This is a genomic window from Polaribacter sp. IC073, from assembly GCF_007997075.1.
Classification (GTDB): domain Bacteria; phylum Bacteroidota; class Bacteroidia; order Flavobacteriales; family Flavobacteriaceae; genus Polaribacter.
Window position 1 is genome coordinate 456,716 of record NZ_VORS01000002.1, and the last position, 18,888, is coordinate 475,603.

15 protein-coding genes are annotated in these 18,888 nt (G+C 31.4%); 12 read left to right on the plus strand and 3 right to left on the minus strand.

What is annotated here, in order from left to right:
* Positions 1-3 precede the first annotated feature (3 nt).
* Genes ES045_RS04875 through ribB form a run of 4 tightly spaced genes read left to right on the plus strand, consistent with a single transcriptional unit; the run spans position 4 to position 5,828 of the window.
* The gene (locus ES045_RS04875; protein WP_147113245.1) at positions 4-2,478 is read left to right on the plus strand and encodes a DNA translocase FtsK; all 2,475 of its coding nucleotides are present in this window, start codon (positions 4-6) and stop codon (positions 2,476-2,478) included.
* A gap of 34 nt (positions 2,479-2,512) precedes the next feature.
* The gene (locus ES045_RS04880; protein ID WP_147113249.1) at positions 2,513-3,169 is read left to right on the plus strand and encodes a LolA family protein; all 657 of its coding nucleotides are present in this window, start codon (positions 2,513-2,515) and stop codon (positions 3,167-3,169) included.
* A 60-nt stretch (positions 3,170-3,229) separates the two neighbouring features.
* Positions 3,230-4,678, plus strand: a complete 1,449-nt coding sequence (locus ES045_RS04885) for an LptF/LptG family permease (RefSeq protein ID WP_147113252.1) — start codon at positions 3,230-3,232, stop codon at positions 4,676-4,678.
* A gap of 4 nt (positions 4,679-4,682) precedes the next feature.
* Positions 4,683-5,828, plus strand: coding sequence for a 3,4-dihydroxy-2-butanone-4-phosphate synthase (gene ribB / locus ES045_RS04890; RefSeq protein ID WP_147113255.1), 1,146 nt, complete (start codon positions 4,683-4,685; stop codon positions 5,826-5,828).
* 112 nt (positions 5,829-5,940) lie between these two features.
* On the opposite strand, the gene pepE is transcribed toward ribB, so the two are convergent.
* Positions 5,941-6,642: a dipeptidase PepE gene (pepE, locus tag ES045_RS04895; RefSeq protein WP_147113258.1), complete on the minus strand. Its 702-nt coding sequence runs from the start codon at positions 6,640-6,642 to the stop codon at positions 5,941-5,943.
* Between the two features lie 99 nt (positions 6,643-6,741).
* On the opposite strand from pepE, the gene ES045_RS04900 reads away from it, so the two are divergent.
* The 5 genes from ES045_RS04900 to ES045_RS04920 all read left to right on the plus strand — a co-directional run bounded on the left by ES045_RS04900 (position 6,742) and on the right by ES045_RS04920 (position 13,534).
* Positions 6,742-7,527 (plus strand): hypothetical protein, encoded by a 786-nt coding sequence (locus ES045_RS04900; protein WP_147113261.1) that lies wholly within the window; start codon positions 6,742-6,744, stop codon positions 7,525-7,527.
* Positions 7,528-7,604: 77 nt separating this feature from the next.
* Positions 7,605-8,408, plus strand: coding sequence for a hypothetical protein (locus ES045_RS04905; protein ID WP_147113264.1), 804 nt, complete (start codon positions 7,605-7,607; stop codon positions 8,406-8,408).
* A gap of 29 nt (positions 8,409-8,437) precedes the next feature.
* Entirely contained in the window at positions 8,438-8,935 is a 498-nt protein-coding gene (locus tag ES045_RS04910) for a DUF6702 family protein (protein ID WP_147113266.1), read from the plus strand.
* Between the two features lie 32 nt (positions 8,936-8,967).
* Positions 8,968-11,100 (plus strand): M1 family metallopeptidase, encoded by a 2,133-nt coding sequence (locus tag ES045_RS04915; protein WP_147113269.1) that lies wholly within the window; start codon positions 8,968-8,970, stop codon positions 11,098-11,100.
* Between the two features lie 229 nt (positions 11,101-11,329).
* Positions 11,330-13,534 (plus strand): M1 family metallopeptidase, encoded by a 2,205-nt coding sequence (locus tag ES045_RS04920; protein ID WP_147113272.1) that lies wholly within the window; start codon positions 11,330-11,332, stop codon positions 13,532-13,534.
* A 183-nt stretch (positions 13,535-13,717) separates the two neighbouring features.
* Here the strand turns inward: ES045_RS04920 and ES045_RS04925 are convergent, their stop codons facing one another.
* Positions 13,718-14,131 carry a 6-pyruvoyl trahydropterin synthase family protein gene (locus ES045_RS04925; protein WP_147113275.1) on the minus strand — a complete coding sequence of 138 codons (414 nt, stop codon included), beginning with the start codon at positions 14,129-14,131 and terminating at the stop codon, positions 13,718-13,720.
* The gene (gene idi, locus ES045_RS04930; RefSeq protein ID WP_147113278.1) at positions 14,124-14,642 is read right to left on the minus strand and encodes an isopentenyl-diphosphate Delta-isomerase; all 519 of its coding nucleotides are present in this window, start codon (positions 14,640-14,642) and stop codon (positions 14,124-14,126) included. The genes ES045_RS04925 and idi overlap by 8 nt, the downstream gene beginning before the upstream one ends.
* Before the next feature lie 120 nt (positions 14,643-14,762).
* Here idi and ES045_RS04935 point away from each other — a divergent pair, with 120 nt between their 5' ends.
* From ES045_RS04935 to ES045_RS04945, 3 genes are all read left to right on the plus strand, one after another.
* Positions 14,763-15,470 carry a peptidylprolyl isomerase gene (locus ES045_RS04935; RefSeq protein ID WP_147113281.1) on the plus strand — a complete coding sequence of 236 codons (708 nt, stop codon included), beginning with the start codon at positions 14,763-14,765 and terminating at the stop codon, positions 15,468-15,470.
* Positions 15,471-15,633: 163 nt separating this feature from the next.
* A complete protein-coding gene (locus ES045_RS04940; RefSeq protein ID WP_147113283.1) occupies positions 15,634-17,226 on the plus strand; it encodes a peptide chain release factor 3 in 1,593 nt (530 codons plus the stop codon).
* A gap of 3 nt (positions 17,227-17,229) precedes the next feature.
* Positions 17,230-18,792, plus strand: coding sequence for a hypothetical protein (locus tag ES045_RS04945; RefSeq protein WP_147113287.1), 1,563 nt, complete (start codon positions 17,230-17,232; stop codon positions 18,790-18,792).
* Positions 18,793-18,888: the final 96 nt, after the last annotated feature.

Below are 18,888 nucleotides of genomic sequence, written 5' to 3' on the forward strand. Positions count from 1 at the left end.
TTAATGGCTAAAAGAAAACCTAGCACAAAAAAGACCACAGAAACCTCTAAAAAGAAACCGAATATTTTTGCTTTTTTAAGAACAAAACAAGCACAAACAATTTTTGGTATTTTTCTAATGTTGTTCTCTCTTTTTTTATGCATCGCTTTTATTTCTTTCTTTTTTAATTGGCAAGAAGACCAAAGTACTATCCATCATTTAACAGATAGAGCTGTAAAAAGCAATAATTTATTAGGTAAAATTGGAGCAAATTTAAGTCACTTTTTCATCTATAAAGGTTTTGGTATTGCAGCATTTACACTATCATTTCAACTTTTTTTAACAGGACTAAACATCTTGTTTCGAAGTAAATTATCTAAAATAATTATTTCTTGGAACTGGGGTTTAGTTGCCATGGTTTTAATTTCTGTAACCTTAGGTTTTTTGCATGATAAATTTGCATTATTATCTGGTACTATTGGTTTTGAAATTAATGGGTATCTTCAAGATTTCATAGGTAAAACAGGCTTAGTAATCGCCTTGATATTTTTACTTTTAGCCTACATTATTTTGCGATATAAGGTTACTTTCGATCATTATATTGATCAAATAAAGCAAAAAAGAGTTGAAAGAGCAGAAAGACAAGCTGCAGAAGATTTACTAGAACCAGAAGAAAATACAGCGGAAGAAATTGTTGCTCCAAAATCAGTTTCAGAAAAAAAAACAGAACCTATTTCTTTGAATTCGGATAAAGAAGAGAAATCTGAATTTGAAAAATCTGTTATCGATTTAAAACCTACCATTTCTAAACACTCAGATGTTCCTACGAAAAAAGAAGGTCTTAAATTAACGGTAGAAGAAATTAAGGAACCTACTATAAGTGTTGAAAGTTCAACAGAAAACGAGCCAGCAGTAGAAATTGATGTTGCTATTAGTAGAGAAGAAAAAAGTGTAGCAGAAAATTTATCAGATAAATTGGTGAAAGATTTTGGTGAATTTGATCCTACATTAGAATTGGCTAACTTTAAGTTCCCTACCTTCAACCTACTAAAACAATACAACGAAACAATTTCTATCGACCCCGAAGAGTTAGAAGCAAATAAAGATAGAATTGTAGATACTTTAAAGAATTATAAAATTGGTATTGCAGAAATTAAAGCAACTGTTGGTCCAACAATTACCTTGTATGAGATTGTACCAGAAGCAGGAATTAGAATTTCGAAAATTAAGAATTTAGAAGATGATATTGCACTTTCTTTATCTGCTTTAGGAATTAGAATTATTGCACCAATTCCGGGAAAAGGAACCATTGGTATTGAAGTTCCTAATAAAAAATCGACCATTGTATCGATGCATTCTGTTATTTCTTCTAAGAAATTTCAAGAATCTACAATGGAATTACCAATTGCTTTAGGAAAAACAATTTCTAATGAAACTTTTGTGGTGGATCTTGCAAAAATGCCACACTTATTAATGGCAGGTGCTACTGGGCAAGGTAAATCGGTTGGTTTAAACGCCGTTTTAACATCCCTTTTGTATAAAAAACATCCTGCAGAAGTTAAGTTTATCTTGATAGATCCAAAGAAAGTAGAACTTACATTATTTAATAAAATTGAACGTCATTATTTAGCAAAATTACCAGACGTAGAAGAAGCAATTATTACAGATACCACCAAAGTTGTGCATACCTTAAATTCGCTTTGTATAGAAATGGACAATCGGTATGATTTGCTAAAAGCAGCAATGGTTCGTAATATAAAAGAGTACAATACAAAGTTTAAAGCACGTAAATTAAACCCGAATGACGGGCATCAATTCTTACCTTATATTGTATTAGTTATTGATGAATTTGCAGATTTAATTATGACGGCTGGTAAAGAAGTAGAAACACCTATTGCACGTTTGGCGCAACTTGCCAGAGCAATTGGTATTCATTTAATTGTAGCCACACAAAGACCTTCTGTAAACGTAATTACAGGTATTATTAAGGCAAATTTCCCTGCAAGAATTGCATTTAGAGTTACTTCTAAAATAGATTCTAGAACCATTTTAGATGCGGGTGGCGCAGATCAATTAATTGGTAGAGGAGATTTATTATATACCGCAGGTAATAATCTTAGTAGAATACAATGTGCCTTTGTAGACACACCAGAAGTAGAGAAAATAACAGACTTTATTGGTTCTCAAAAAGCGTATGCAGATGCGTATCTATTACCCGAGTATGTAGATGATGAAAGTGGCACAAGTATTGATATAGATATTGCCGATAGAGACAAACTATTTAGAGACGCCGCAGAAATAATAGTAACAGCACAACAAGGTTCTGCCTCTCTTTTACAAAGAAAATTAAAGTTAGGGTACAATAGAGCTGGTAGATTAATAGATCAGTTAGAAGCTGCAGGTATTGTTGGTGGTTTTGAAGGGAGTAAAGCAAGACAAGTTTTAGTGCCAGATTTTGTAGCTTTAGATGCATTATTAGAAAACGAAAAAAAAATATAACCTCTTTTAAATAAGAGTTGATACGTGTTAAATTATGAAAAAAATAGGAATCTTATTTTTAAGTCTTTTTATAACTACAGTGGCATTTTCACAAAATGATGAAAACGCAAAATCTTTATTAGATGAAGTTTCAGCCAAAATGGGTGCTTACAAAAACATGTACATTGGTTTTAGTCAGACTTTAAGTAATGAAGATGCAGGTATAAAAGAAGGTGATGAACCACCTATTAGAGGAGAAATTAACTTACAAGGAGAAAAATACAGTTTAAATTATTTAGGAAATCAGTTTATTTACGATGGTAAAAAACTGTATGTAATTAATCATGATGAAAAAGAGATTTCTGTTTCAGACAACGATTTAAGTGGAGATGATGGTTTTATTTATCCTTCTAAACTATTAACGTTTTATAAAGAAGGCTACAACTTAGAAATGGGAACATTAGAAAACATTAAAGGTAGAAATATTCAATTTGTAACTTTAAATCCTATAGATAGCAATTCAGAAATTGTAAAGGTAGAGTTAGGTATAGATGCAAAAACAAAACATATTTATAAATTAATTCAAACCGGAGCAAATACTTCAAAAACAACCTTTACTATTATTAAGTTTAGAAAGAATGAAGATTTATCTGCTAACTTTTTTACGTTTAATAAAGCTAAATTTTTGACTCAAAAATACACAATAGATTAATTCTTTCAATTAACAGAAAATTAGTAGCATATTTATATATAAGAAACTACTTTTGCTACAATGAAAATTTTAGATAAATACATCTTAAAAACATTTCTAGTACCTTTTGCAGCGACCTTTTTAATTGTTTTATTTGTCTTGGTAATGCAATTACTATGGCAAACTTTTGAAAACATCGCGGGTAAAGGTATTAGCGTATTGTTTATTTTAAAATTTTTATACTACACATCGCTTAGTATTGTACCACAAGCATTACCTATTGCAGTACTGCTCTCTTCTATTATGGCCTTGGGTAGTTTAGGAGAAAATTATGAGTTTGCTGCAGCAAAATCTGCCGGAATTTCGTTACAACGCTTGGTAAGACCTCTTGTCTTTTTAACACTTCTTTTAAGCGGAATCAATTTTTTATTCCTGAACAACATCTTTCCGTATGCCATCTTTAAACAGCAGAATTTATACTATAATATAAAAAAGAAAAAACCAGCTCTAGCATTGGTTCCTGGTAGTTTTAATAGTGATTTACCTAATTATCAAATTAAATTTGATGAAAAATATGGTGAAGAAAAAAATTTATTAAAAAATGTATTAATTTACGATTTAAGCTCTAGACAAGGAAACCAGAAAGTAATTACTGCAGAAAGAGGTAAAATTATCTCTGAAGAAGGGAGTAGATATATGACCTTTATTTTATACGATGGTTATTATTATGAAGATCATACAAAGTCTTCAAAATCGATTTCTAAGAAAGCCAAAATGCCCGCTTCACAGGCAAAGTTTAAAGAATATGAGTTTAATATTGATATTTCTGATATTGTTGGTGATGGGTCTCTAGACAACGAAAACTTTAAGAATAATTATAAGATGCTTCAATTAGAGCAACTAAATGACACCATACCCCTTTTAAAGACATCTTATAACGATTTGTTGCTATCTCGAGCCAATAGTATTTCGTCGATCTCTAAATCGAAACAATTATACAAATACGCGGATTCTATAAAAGCACAAAATATAGATTCAACGAGTATTCTTGAAAATTTTACTCTAAAAGATAAAATCAGTATTTTAAACGGTTCTAAGACCAAGATGAATAGTGCGCTTACAAATATAAAAAACAACATAAAAAATATTAAATGGAAAAGAAAGACCTTAAACTTTTTCGATTCTGAATATTATGGTAGAATTGCCCTATCATTCTCTTGCCTAATTTTATTTTTTATTGGTGCTCCGTTGGGTTCAATAATTAGAAAAGGTGGTTTTGGCTTGCCAATGATCATGGCAATAGCTATTTACGTGCTGTATTTCTTCGGAAATACTATGGGTAAAAATTTAGCTGAAGAAAGTTCAATTTCTTCTTTATTGGGTTCTTGGATCTCTGCTCTTGTTATGATTCCTTTCGGAATTTTCTTAACAAGAAGAGCAACCAAAGACAAAGGACTCTTTAACATTGACGTGATTTTAAATCCAATTAAAAATTTATTTCTAAAATTTAAGTCTAAAAAAGACATATAAAAATATGACCTCTTTATCAAACGAAAAAAGTACAGAACTTAACAATATTGCAGAAGCAATTGAAGATGTAAGAAACGGAAAGGTAATTATTGTTGTTGACGATGAAAACCGAGAAAACGAAGGAGATTTCTTAGCAGCAGCTGAAAAAGCAACTCCAGAATTAATTAATTTTATGGCAACTCATGGTCGTGGATTAATTTGTGCACCGTTAACAGAAAAACGTTGTAAAGAGCTAGATTTAAACATGATGGTTCTTAACAACACAGATCCTATGGAAACGGGCTTTACAGTTTCTGTAGATTTACGTGGAAAAGGTGTTACCACAGGGATTTCTGCTGCCGATAGAGCGCTTACCATGCAAGCTCTAGTAGATAAAGATACCAAACCTTTCGACTTAGCAAGACCAGGACATATTTTTCCTTTAAGAGCTAAAGAAGGTGGTGTTTTAAGAAGAACTGGGCATACAGAAGCTGCTATTGATTTTGCTCGTTTGGCTGGTTTAGAACCTGCCGGAGTTATTGTAGAAATAATGAATGAGGATGGTACTATGGCTCGTTTACCACAACTTTTAGAAGTTGCTAAAAAGTTCGACATTAAAATAGTTTCTATTGAAGACTTAGTTGCGTACAGAATGGAGCATGATTCTTTGATTGAAAAGAAAGAAGATTTCGATATTACTACTCGTTTTGGTGACTTTAGAATGCGAGCGTATGAACAAACCACCAATAATCAAATTCATATTGCATTAACCAAAGGTGCTTGGTCTAAAGAAGAAGGCGTTTTAACACGCGTAAATTCTACTTCTGTAAATAATGACATCTTAGGAACTTTAACAAATAATGCAGACAAGAAATTAGACCAAATGTTTCAGGTGATTAATGATGAAGGAAAAGGAGCAATCCTTTTTGTGAATCAGCAAAATCAATCTCAAAACTTACTATCTAGATTAAAGATTTTAAAAGAAAATCAACTAAATGGAAAAATAAAAGCACCAGAAATTAAGTTAGATAATAGAGATTTTGGTATTGGAGCTCAAATTTTACACGACTTAAACATTAGTAAACTAAAATTAATTACAAACTCTCAACAAACAAAAAGAGTGGGCATGATTGGTTATGGCTTGGAAATTGTGGATTATGTAAATTATTAATTTCTAATTAAAAATATAATAAATGTCATTTAGAAGTATCTTTTACATGCTTCTAAATAACATTTATTTTTTACATAAAATACTATAAATAAAAAAACTTAAGACTAGTTACCTAAAGTGTTACTACAACCCCACTTTCTAGTTCTAATGGTTTCTTATTTTGTTGAAATAATCTTGCTGTGTGTTTTCCTTGCAATGTGATTTTTTCATTTTCTACAGAAAGCCAACTTCCTTCACGCAAACCTAAAACAGCCGTTTCATTAAATACATGAAACTCTTTTATTCTAGTTTCTCTCGTTTCTCCCATATGTGTAGAGCCTGCTACTGGGTCTAAATAATGTGCATTTATATTGAAAGGAATACATCCTAAAGTTATAAAACTTGGCGGATACACAATTGGCATGTCATTGGTATTTTTCATATCAACTCCACAAATATTACTTCCGGCACTTGTACCTAAATAGGGTGTTCCTTTTTCTAAAACTTGTTTTAAAATAGCTAAAACATCGTTTTTATATAATTGATTTACCAACTCAAACGTATTTCCACCACCTGTAAAAATAGCTTCCGCATTTAAAACAGCTTCTTTGCTATTTTTAAATTCGTGAATTCCTTTTACATCAATATTAATAATAGAAAAAGCTTTTTTTACTATGGATGTATATTCGTCATAAGAAATGCCACCTGGTCTTGCATACGGAATAAAAGTAAGCGTTTTTACACCCTTAAAATGCAATTCTAATGTAGGCAACAAATAGTCTAAATAACCACTCCCAAAAACAGTTGAAGTACTCGCGATAATCATTTTTTTCATACATCAAAAATAGTGAAATTGTTTTACAAAATTCACTTTAACAAAATTTTACAAGTCCATTATTACATTTTTAAGAAGCACTTTATATTTCTTTGTAATATGAGATATTTAATCCTCTTAATACTACTTTTTTCTTTCAGTACAGAACTATTAGCTCAAGAAAAGAGAAAATTAATAAACGGTAAAGTGAAGCTAGATAGTTTATCTATTCATGATGTACACATTATTAATTTAAGCACAAATTTAGGAACCGTTTCTAATGATTCTGGTGAATTTGACATGCCCATAAAAATAGGTGACAGTCTTTCTGTGTCTCACATAAATCTTAAGAATTTAATAATTGTAGTAACAAAAGAGAATATCAATTCTTTAAAGTTAACTATTAATTTAACGGAAGATATAACTGCATTAAAAGCGTTTGAATTACAAAAACCTAGAAGTATTTTTGAAGAAGACAAAGATATTTTTAGCTATCCCGGACCAACTGTTAACGCCACCACATTAAAGCTTCCGTATGCAAATACAAACCCAATAATAAATAATACTGCCTTTAAGTTTCGCTCTGGCGCTGTTGTAGACTTGGGTAATTTAATGAACCTTCTTAACGGTAATAACAGAAGAACTAAGATTCTTAAAAAAATAACTTTAGAAGATGAGCTACTTTTAAAAATAAGAAAGTATTTTTCAGACGCTTTTTTTATGACCGATTTACAAATAAAAGAAGAGCATATTAATTCATTTTTAAACTTCTGTCTAAAGAGAAATATCATTTATCTATTTAATAAAAAAGATAATTTAAGCCTTACTAGAGTTCTTTTAAAAGAAAGCAAGTCTTTTCCGCAGAAAGAAAACGCTGAAATAAAATTAGCTTTAAAAAAGAATTGATTTAATAACAATTTATTATCAAAAAACAGCACTTTTAAAAACTAATTCTGAGATTTGTTAGTAATCAACCTACCTATATGATTAAAAAAATACTTTTAATGCTCCTTTTTAGCTTTTTCTTAACTTCTGGCTACGCTCAACAAGGTAGAGTTATTGTGAACGGTAAAGTTACAGATTCTTTAAGTACGGTTAAAAACACCAATATTATCAATATAAAAACGAAGCAAGGTACATTTTCTTCTGATAATGGTGATTTTAGAATTTTTGTAAGAGATGGAGACTCCTTAAGAATATCATCCATACAACACATTACAAAATTTGTTGTTATCAATAAAAATAATATAAATACGAGGTATTTAAATGTTAAATTAATTTACAATACAGTTGTTTTAGATACTTTCGAGTTAAAAAGACACAACTTATCTGGTAGTTTGGGTATCGATTCTAAAAGTGTACCTAACAGCAAAAAAGATTCTCTGCTAAGAAATCTAATGGATTTTTCTGAAATAGAATTTGGTAAATTAAGATTTCCTATAGACGAGATAGACAGAAGTAAACCACCTGTGGTAAATACGGTTCCTAATTCACTTGCTGGTGCAGGAGGCAGCGCAACAATTCCTTTTAAAGATTCTGAACGTTTATGGGCTTTAAGAAAAGAGTTGGCTAGAAAAAAAGCATTTCCTTATAAAATCATGTCAGAATTAGGTGAAAAATTCTTTTTTGATAATTTAAAAATTCCGGTAGAAAACTATTTTCATTTCTTAGAATATTGCAATCCTTTAGGTATAGAGAAACTTCATAAAGACAAAAAAATGCTAGATATTATCAAAATTCTTCAATCTGAAAGCAAAACATACTTAGAAATTATAAAAAATGAGTAATTTGGCGCAGTAATTGTTTTTAACCTGATATGAAATTTAAAAAATCGTTTTTATTACTCTTAGTAATTCCGTTGCTCTCCTTCTCTGCTCATAAATATTATTTGAGTTTAACGCAGATAAAATTTAAAGAAGAAACTAAATCAGTACAAATCATTATCAACGTTTTTATGGATGATATTGAGCTAGCTTTAAATAAAGATTATAGTATCGATTTGCAACTTACAACCAAAAAAGAACTAGAGAATAATGATATTTATTTTGAAAAATACTTAAAAAGTAAACTTCAATTAAAAATTGATAATGTAGCAAAAGAGTTTGCGTATATTGGAAAAGAATATGACGGAGATTTGGTCTATTTTTACTTAGAAATAGAAAACATTGCTACAGTTTCTAATATAGAAGTTACCAATAAAATATTAATGAAGCATTTTCCAGGACAACAAAACTTAATAAAATCTAAAGTGGGTAAAAAGAACAAAAGTGTGCTGCTTACTAAGGATAATTATAAAGAACTATTAACTTATTAAAATTAATACTAATCAATTCAAATATCAAAATTATGAAAAAAATAGGACTACTACTCCTTTCTATTGTATTTTTAACAACGGCCACTTTTGGGCAAGAATCTAAAACAAAAGAAGGACATACCAATCAGAATAAATTTAAGCAATTAAAAGAGCTTTTACCAACACCTAATTTACAAAGAACTGCATCTGGCGCGCCAGGTATAAAATACACGCAGCAAAAAGTAGATTATAGTATGGATATTATTTTAGATGATGACAACACTAGAATTTATGGAAATGAAACCATAACATATCATAATAATTCTGATGATACACTAACGTATTTATGGGTTCAATTAGACCAAAATATGAGAGCTGCAGATTCTAAATCACCAGACATTCAGTCGAGTCAAATTCCGAATAAAACATCTAAAGCAAGGTTTAATAAATCTTACGTGGATGCTCCTTTTGACGGTGGTTTTAAAATTGAAAGCGTTCTTAATACAGATAACAGCAACTTATCTTATACCGTAAACCAAACAATGATGCGTATTAATTTAGCGCAACCTTTGGCTTCTGGAGACGTCTTTGAATTTAATATAAAATGGTGGTACAACATAAACAATCACAGAACAGATGGTGGTAGATCTGGTTATGAGCACTTTTCTAAAGACGGTAACAACAACTATGTAATTGCTCAGTTCTACCCAAGAATGTGTGTGTATGATAATGTAGAAGGTTGGCAAAATGATCAATTCTGGGGACGAAGTGAATTTGCTTTAGAATTTGGAGATTTTACAGTAAACATTACTACGCCAGAAGATCACATGTTAGGTGCAACAGGTATTTTACAAAATCCTAAAGATGTTTTTTCTAATAAAGAATTAAAAAGAATAGAAGAAGCAAGAAAAACTTTTGACAACCCTGTAATTATTAGAACTCAGGAAGAAGCTGAAAAAATAGAAAAAAGCAAATCTAAAAAGACTAAAACGTGGAAGTTTTATGCCGAAAATGTAAGAGATTATGCCTTTGCTAGTTCTAGAAAATTTATTTTCGACGCAATGGCAGTAGACATCAATGGAAAAACGGTAATGGCAGAATCTTTATACTCTAAAGAAGCGAATCCTTTATACGGCGACCATTCTACAAGAGCAGTTGCACAAACATTAAAAACATATTCTAGATATACCTTTGATTATCCATATCACAAAGCAATTTCTGTAGACGGACAAATGGGAATGGAATACCCGCAGATTTGTTTCAACCCAGGAAGACCAGATCTTGCGGACGGAGGTTATTCTGATAGAGTAAAATATAGAATGATTGGTGTTACAGTACATGAAGTGGGTCATAACTTTTTTCCTATGATTGTAAATTCTGATGAAAGACAATGGACTTGGATGGATGAAGGTTTAAACTCTTATGTACAAATGTTAGCGATGATGGATTATGAAGAGGGATATCCTTTAGGCAGAGGATTGCCTAAAAATATTGTACGTTATATGGCTGGAGATCAATCTAAGATTTCTCCAATTATGTCAAAAGGAGATAATGTACATAGCTTCGGTAATAATGCGTATGGCAAACCTGCAACTGCATTATGGATTTTGAGAGAAACAATTATGGGTAAAGAATTATTTGACCATGCTTTTAGAACCTATTCTCAAAGATGGATGTTTAAACACCCTACTCCTGCAGATTTCTTTAGAACAATGGAAGATGCTTCTGGTGTAGATTTAGATTGGTTTTGGAGAGGTTGGTTTTATACAACTGATGTTACAGATATTGGTATTGAAAGTGTAAAAAAGTTTTATGCCACAGATGACAATAAAGAAACCATCAATTTTATTGAAGACAAAAGCGCTGGTTTAAAAATAACGAAACCTAAAAAAGCGAATTCTAACTATTTCTATGAAGTTACATTTAACAAACCAGGTGGTTTGGTCATGCCAATTATTGTAGAGTATACGTATGATGATGGTACTACAGAGAGAAAAACATATCCTGCTCAAATTTGGAGATATAATGACAAACAAGTTACAAAAGCGATTCACTCTGATAAGCAAATAACTAAAATTGTAATCGATCCAGACCTAGAAACTGCAGATGTAGATGTATCTAACAACAGTTTTCCTAGAGAGAAAAAAGATAAATTTAGCAAGTTTAAAACAAAGATGAAAAATTAAGAAAATGAAGCATGTCCGTTCGAACGCAATCGAGAACTCAGAAATATCCTGATAACAGATAAACCTTCCGGCATATTCTAATTTTTAATTTTAATAATTTTAAAAAGCGGTGTGAATTCATTTTCACATCGCTTTTTTTATAAAGATTTGTTAAAATTTTAACAATATTTAACGGAGTTGCTCTTATATGCTTACTTTAGACGGCATATTTAATTCAAATCAAACAAAAATGAAAAAACTTTCTTTACTAGTATTTTCACTTTTCTTTATCAGTTTTGCAACCATAGCGCAAGAAGGAACGAAAGAAAAGAAGAAAACACAACAAGGGCACACAGATCAAAACAAATTCCGTCAATTGAAAGATGTTTTGGCAACTCCAAATGACCAACATGCAGCCTCGGGTGCTCCTGGCCACCAATACACACAACAAAAAGTAGATTATGTGATGGACATTCGTTTAGACGAAAGTGCTAACAAAATTTATGGTGATGAAGAAATTACATACCACAACAATTCTAAAGACCATTTAGAATATTTATGGGTGCAATTAGATCAAAATATGAGAGCGGACGATTCTAAAACTCCATTAGCAAAATCTAATAGTGCTGCTGCATTTGTTACGCCAGATAATTTTAAAAGTTCTTATATGAACGAAAAAAAAGGTTTTGGTTATGACATTACAAAAGTAGAAAGTAATGGTAAACCTCTATCTCACACAATTAATAGAACCATGATGCGTATTAATTTACCTGAAGCATTGGCTCCTGGTAAAACTTTCGAATTTAGAATTCAGTGGAACTATTTAATCAATGATATTAATAAAGATGGTGGTCGTTCTGGATTAGAAAATTTCAAAGACGGAAACAACAACTATACAATTGCACAATTCTTTCCTAGATTAGCGGTGTATAATAATGTAGAAGGATGGCAAAACATGCAGTTTTGGGGTCGTTCTGAATTTGCTTTAGAGTTTGGAGATTATGAAGTAAACTTAACAGTACCTTCAGATCATATTGTAGAAGCTACTGGTTCTTTACAGAATGAAAAAGACGTTTTAACAAAAACACAACGCAAGCGTTTCGAAAAAGCTAGAAAAACTTTTGACAACCCTGTAATTATTGTGACGCAAGAAGAAGCTGAAAAAACTGAAAAAGGACGTGCAACAGGAACAAAAACTTGGAAATTTAAAGCAAACAGAGTCCGTGATTTTGCATTTGCAACTTCAAGAAAATATATTTGGGATGCAATGGCAGTAAATATAAACGGTAAAACGGTTATGGCTACGTCATTATATCCTAAAGAAGGAAACCCTTTATGGGAAGAGCATTCTACAAGAGCCGTTGCAACAACGCTTATCGAATACTCTAAATTAACATTTGATTACCCTTATTCTAAGGCTGTTTCTGTACATTCAGAAAGACAAGGAATGGAATACCCAATGATTTGTTTCAACTTTGGTAGACCAGATGAAGATGGAACCTATTCCGATAGAACTAAAAAAGGAATGATTGGTGTTATTGTACACGAAGTTGGACACAACTTCTTCCCTATGATTGTAAATTCTGATGAAAGACAATGGACTTGGATGGATGAGGGTTTAAACTCATTTGTTGAAATTTTAGCTGAAGATGTCTATGATGCAGAATTATTTGCATCAAACCCAGCAAAAGAAATTACTAGATACATGGGCGGAGATCAATCTAACATCTCTCCTATTATGTCTCAAGGAGATTATGTAAAACAATTTGGACCTAACGCATATTCTAAACCAGCAGCTGGTTTATACATGTTAAGAAAAACAATTATGGGACCAGAATTATTTGACCACGCTTTTAGAACATACTCTAAACGTTGGATGTTTAAACACCCAACACCAGAAGATTTCTTTAGAACTATGGAAGATGCTTCTGGAATGGACTTAGATTGGTTCTGGAGAGGTTGGTTCTATACTACAGATGTAACAGATATTGGTGTTAAAGAAGTAAAATCTTTATATTTAACTGATAAACCTAGCGAAAGAGTTACAAAGTTAAAAGAACAATACAAGCAGTATTTTGATAACTTAGGTGACTTGGTTTACATTACTGATAAAAAAGAAGATGCAAATGCAAATGCAATGAATAAATATGCTGAAGGAAAAGAAGTGCCTTCATTTATTTATGCTGTTGAATTTGAAAAACCAGGAGGTTTGGTTATGCCAATTATTGTGGAGTTGACGTATGCTGATGGCACAACAAAAAGAGAAACATATCCTGCTCAAATTTGGATGAGTAATGATACCACTGCTAAAAGAGTATTTGCTTCATCTCAAGAAATTACAAGTATTGTAGTAGACCCAGATTTTGAAACTGCAGACGTAGATACTTCTAATAACAGCTGGCCTAAGAAGGAAGGTAGCAAGTTTGAAGAATTTAAAAACAAAAAGAAAGACTAAAACCGTTTCTTTTTAAAAAATTAAAAGGCTCGTTTACAATTTGTAAACGAGCCTTTATCTTTATATATTAATTTTAAATATTATCTTCTAAAAGTTTCCTGAATTTATATATTAATAAAGCAGCGAGAACAGTATTCTCTATAAGCTCATAAGATATTAAACACTCACACTATAAGCAAGGTTTCACTCACCTGAGTAACTCACAAAATTTCTAGGAGTTTCATACAAGGTAACTTCTAAATCTAAGTTTTCTGGCAATAATTTTCTTAGTTTGTTGTAGGTAACTACAGAGATGTTTTCTGCTGTCGGATTCAAATCTTTAAACTCTGGAACTTCTAGATTGAGGTTCTTGTGATCGAAACAATCTTCAATTTCTATTTTTATATGATTTCGTAAAATTCCTAAATCATATACGTACCCTGTTTCTTCATCAATTTCACCTGTTAAAGAAACAATCAGTTCATAGTTATGACCGTGAAAATTGGGATTGCTGCATTTGTTAAAAACTTCAAAGTTTTTTTCATCGCTCCACTCTTTTCTATACAATCTATGTGCAGCATTAAAATGTGCTTTTCTATGAACGGTAACTTTAGGCATATGTTAGTTTTTTGTAAGATTTATCAAAAATAATTTTAAACCACTCTGTATATATTGCTGGGTTTTCTTCAATGTCTTTCTTTACATCTTCTAAAGCCACCCATTTATAAGCTTCAGCTTCCTCTTTATTCAATTGAGGCGCTTCATTATAACTTCCAACCATAACATGGTCAAATTCATGTTCTGTCAAACCATTGTCAAAAGGTGCTTTGTAAATAAAAGAAAATACTTCTTTTATATCTGTTACAAATCCCATCTCTTCTTGCAATCTTCTTCTCCCTGCTTCCACATTGCTTTCTCCCTCTCTTTGGTGAGAACAACAAGTATTAGTCCATAATAAAGGCGAATGGTATTTAGAAGCAGCTCTTTGTTGCAGCATTAATTCTCCTTTTTCATTAAAAATAAAAACTGAAAAAGCTCTATGTAATAATGCTTTTTCGTGTGCTTCTATTTTTTCCATCAAACCAATTGGCTGATCATTTACGTCTACTAAAATAACAAATTCTTCCATTATTACAAAAATAAGGAATGAAGTAGTAATAAATCACAAAAATCCATTAAAAACAATCAAATTTTTCTATTCTTTTATTTTGATGATTTATCTTTGAAATCTCAAAACAGCTTCCTATTTATGAGAATTTTAGTAAAACTTGTTTTATTGGTCTTTCTTTGCTCCTTTTATCAATGTAAAGAAGAAAAAAAATCAACCTTAAAAACGAAAGAAATTTCAATAAAAAAGAAAAAAAAGGAGACTAAAAAGGCTTTAGAAAAGACAGTTTTAAAACCTTGGGACAGTTTAAATAAAGACAATGTAATCGCTTTTTTTACTGAATACGGGAAACAAAATAAAGAAACCAAGGTTATTATTAAGACAGAATTTGGTGCTATTAAACTTCTTTTATATGCCGATGTTCCTATTCATAGAGCTAATTTTATTTTCTTAACCAAACTAAAATATTTTAATACTACCGTTATTTATAGAGTTGCCAAAAACTTTGTTATTCAAGGAGGTAATTCTGATGAGACCTACACCAGAAAACAACGAAGATTGTATGGTAATTATTTATTAGAACCAGAATTTAGAAGCCATAGAAAACATAAATATGGTGCTTTAGCAGCAGCTAGACAATGGGAGAAGAATCCTAATAAATTATCGAGTCCGTTTGAGTTTTACATGGTTCATAGTAGAAGTGGCGCACATCATTTAGACAATCAACATACTGTTTTTGGTGAAGTAATTGCTGGTTTTGACACGATGGATAAAATATCTAAAGTAAAAGTTGGTGTAGATGAATGGCCCGTAGAAGATATTAAAATGACCATTGAAATTCTAGAATAGCCATCATTTTTCACAAATATAGGTTCCTAATAAGTGTTGTAAAATCATCCAGAAAAAACTATAAACATAAAGTCTAAATTTTTTGATTGATTTCAAACGTAAATCCCTATATATATTCATAAATGATAGAATAAAACCTATCTTTGCACCTCAATTTTTGTAGATGAACTTTTTAAAGGAAATTAAACGTAGAAGAACTTTCGGAATTATCTCGCACCCAGATGCTGGTAAAACAACACTAACAGAAAAGTTATTGCTTTTTGGGGGTGCAATTCAAGAAGCTGGTGCGGTAAAAAACAATAAAATAAAGAAAGGCGCAACTTCCGATTTTATGGAAATTGAACGTCAGCGTGGAATTTCTGTTGCAACTTCTGTTTTAGCATTTATTTACAAAGACAAAAAAATAAATATTCTAGATACTCCTGGTCACAAAGATTTTGCAGAAGACACTTTTAGAACTTTAACCGCGGTAGACAGCGTTATTGTTGTAATTGATGTTGCAAAAGGTGTAGAACCACAAACGGAAAAATTGGTAGAAGTTTGTAGAATGAGAAGCATACCCATGCTTGTTTTTATCAACAAATTAGATAGAGAAGGTAAAGATGCGTTTGATTTATTAGACGAAGTTGAGCAAAAATTAGGCTTGCGAGTGACTCCAATGAGTTTTCCTATTGGAATGGGATATGATTTTAAAGGAATCTATAATATTTGGGAAAAGAAATTAAATCTTTTTTCTGGTGATAATAAAACAACAATTTCAGACGGAATTGAGTTTGATGATTTATCGAACCCAGAATTAGACAAGATTATTGGAGAAAAAGCTGCGGAAACTTTACGTGAAGAAATAGAATTGATAAGTGAGGTGTATCCTAATTTTAATAGAGATGAATATTTAAGCGGTTCGCTGCAACCTGTATTTTTTGGTTCTGCTTTAAATAATTTCGGTGTAAAAGAATTATTAGAAGCATTTATAGAAATTGCACCTTCGCCGCAACCGAAAAAAGCAGAAGAGCGTTTAGTAGATTCTAAAGAAGAAAAATTAACAGGTTTTGTATTTAAGATTCATGCAAACATGGATCCTAAACACAGAGATAGACTCGCTTTTATAAAAATAGTTTCAGGAACTTTTAAAAGAAACTCTCCTTACTTACATGTTAGAACGGGTAAAAAAGTGAAATTTTCTAGTCCGAATGCCTTTTTTGCAGAAAAGAAAGAAATTGTAGACGAATCTTTTCCTGGAGATATTGTGGGTATTCATGATACCGGAAACTTTAAGATTGGAGATACCTTAACAGAAGGAGAAATTCTTAATTTTAAAGGAATTCCTAGTTTCTCACCAGAACATTTCCGTTATGTAAATAACGCAGATCCAATGAAGTCTAAACAATTATACAAAGGTTTAGACCAGTTAATGGACGAAGGAGTTGCGCAATTATTTACCATAGAAATGAACGGAAGACGTGTTGTTGGTACTGTTGGTGCTTTACAGTACGAGGTAATTCAATATCGATTAGAACATGAATATGGTGCAAAATGTACGTATGAAAATTTAAATGTTCATAAAGCCTGTTGGGTAGAACCTGAGAATCCTAAAAGTGACGAATTTAAAGAGTTTAAACGTGTAAAACAACGTTATTTAGCAAAAGACAAACAAGGCCAATTGGTGTTTTTAGCAGATTCTGAATTTACAATTCAAATGACCCAAAGTAAATATCCATCAGTAAAATTACATTTTACAAGTGAGTTTAAGAAATAAGCTATGAGAAAATCACTTTTAATTTTTATAACCCTTTTAAGTTTGCAGACTTTTTCTCAGTCTTATGATCTATCAGATTTTAAGGGCAAAGAAATGCACAATAGTATTCGATTAAATTATATTTTGGTACATCAACCTTTTAATCAAGTAAGCTATGGTTTAGATCCAACCATGGGATTTGTAGGTTTAAATTATAACATACCTATTAATGATTGGTTGTATACAGGTGTTGGTTTTCATACAGCAATTACAGGAGATCAAGGTGGTTTATTTACGTTAGGTGTAAATTTAGGTGTAAATAAACAAATTTATAAAAATTTATATTTTGATGCAAACGTTCATTTTGGTGGCGGTGGTGGTTACAGAAGTTTAGTTAATGGTGGTGGAATTATTTATCCGAATGCAGGTTTGCAGTATAAAAGTAAAGGCTATTCTTTTGGTGTACAATATGGCTATGTAAACTTCTTTACAGGAATTCAAAAAAACGATAATGTTTCATTTTTTATTGAAATACCTACTACATTAAGAACAACTTCATATGCAAATGCTCAAAAAACCTTTGCTGTTAAAGATGTCTCTAAAGATGAATTCTGGAAGGAGCCAGCTGTAAAAAGTGTACAACAAATAACTTTTGACTACTTTTTTCCTATTGGAGACTCTAGAACAGATGCTAGTACTACACCTAAATACAAACCTATAGACCATACTTTATCTGTTTTAGGGTTCGAGTACCAACGCTATTTAACAGACAATACGTTTATTTATGCACATGTAGATGCTATGTATAGTGGTTTAACTGCCGGTTTTATGAACTTATTTTTTGGAGTTGGTAAAAATGTAATTGAAACGAAACACGTAAATTTCTTTGGAAAATTTGGTATTGGTGCTGCTGGCGGTAGAATTTACCCAGAAGGCGGTTTAACAATGTACCCAAGTATTGGTGCAGATTTAAAACTTACAGAAAAATTTGGTTTGAGTGCTCATGGTGGTTACCACAGAGCTATTGGTGGTACTTTTGAAGCCTATACTGCAGGTTTTAGTTTGAAGTATTATGGTTTAAGTGGCGGAATTTCGCATGCTTTTAATGGTAAAAAATCAACGACAATTAAAACGCAAGGAATTCAGGTTACTGTTCAAAATCAAACGTATTTTGATGTTGCTAAATTCGGAATTCCAGCAAGTGATTTGCAGTTAATTGCGTTGAAAGTAAATTACGACTTAAACCACAGATTGTATTTGGCTGGGGAAGCTTCCTTTGCTTATGAAGGAGAATCTGGAGGTTATGCACATGGTATTTTTGGTTTGGGTGTGAAATCTAATAAATTTGCAAACGATAAATTCTCTTTGTTTGCAGAACTTGCAGCAGGTGTTGCTGGTGGCGGACGGGTAGATTCTGGTGAAGGCGTTTTAATAAGACCAACTGCTGGTATTAATTATCACGTAAACGAAGATTTTTCTTTCAACCTTTCTAGCGGACAAATGTGGTCTCCTTTTGGGAATGTTAATTCATCAAATATTAATATTGGTTTAAGCTACGGCCTTTCAATATTAAATTCAGAAAAATAAATAATTTCTTATTTAAGAAATTATAATAATCAATGTCAGTTCGAGCGCAGTCGAGAACTAATAAATAATACCTCTCGACTGCGCTCGAGGAGACAA

Excerpts from the sequence above, each read along its gene's own strand:
- ES045_RS04875 (WP_147113245.1), top strand. The coding sequence starts at position 4 with ATGGCTAAAAGAAAACCTAGCACAAAAAAGACCACAGAAACCTCTAAA.
- ES045_RS04880 (WP_147113249.1), top strand. The coding sequence starts at position 2,513 with ATGAAAAAAATAGGAATCTTATTTTTAAGTCTTTTTATAACTACAGTG.
- ES045_RS04885 (WP_147113252.1), top strand. The coding sequence starts at position 3,230 with ATGAAAATTTTAGATAAATACATCTTAAAAACATTTCTAGTACCTTTT.
- ribB (WP_147113255.1), top strand. The coding sequence starts at position 4,683 with ATGACCTCTTTATCAAACGAAAAAAGTACAGAACTTAACAATATTGCA.
- pepE (WP_147113258.1), bottom strand. The coding sequence starts at position 6,642 with ATGAAAAAAATGATTATCGCGAGTACTTCAACTGTTTTTGGGAGTGGT.
- ES045_RS04900 (WP_147113261.1), top strand. The coding sequence starts at position 6,742 with ATGAGATATTTAATCCTCTTAATACTACTTTTTTCTTTCAGTACAGAA.
- ES045_RS04905 (WP_147113264.1), top strand. The coding sequence starts at position 7,605 with ATGATTAAAAAAATACTTTTAATGCTCCTTTTTAGCTTTTTCTTAACT.
- ES045_RS04910 (WP_147113266.1), top strand. The coding sequence starts at position 8,438 with ATGAAATTTAAAAAATCGTTTTTATTACTCTTAGTAATTCCGTTGCTC.
- ES045_RS04915 (WP_147113269.1), top strand. The coding sequence starts at position 8,968 with ATGAAAAAAATAGGACTACTACTCCTTTCTATTGTATTTTTAACAACG.
- ES045_RS04920 (WP_147113272.1), top strand. The coding sequence starts at position 11,330 with ATGAAAAAACTTTCTTTACTAGTATTTTCACTTTTCTTTATCAGTTTT.
- ES045_RS04925 (WP_147113275.1), bottom strand. The coding sequence starts at position 14,131 with ATGCCTAAAGTTACCGTTCATAGAAAAGCACATTTTAATGCTGCACAT.
- idi (WP_147113278.1), bottom strand. The coding sequence starts at position 14,642 with ATGGAAGAATTTGTTATTTTAGTAGACGTAAATGATCAGCCAATTGGT.
- ES045_RS04935 (WP_147113281.1), top strand. The coding sequence starts at position 14,763 with ATGAGAATTTTAGTAAAACTTGTTTTATTGGTCTTTCTTTGCTCCTTT.
- ES045_RS04940 (WP_147113283.1), top strand. The coding sequence starts at position 15,634 with ATGAACTTTTTAAAGGAAATTAAACGTAGAAGAACTTTCGGAATTATC.
- ES045_RS04945 (WP_147113287.1), top strand. The coding sequence starts at position 17,230 with ATGAGAAAATCACTTTTAATTTTTATAACCCTTTTAAGTTTGCAGACT.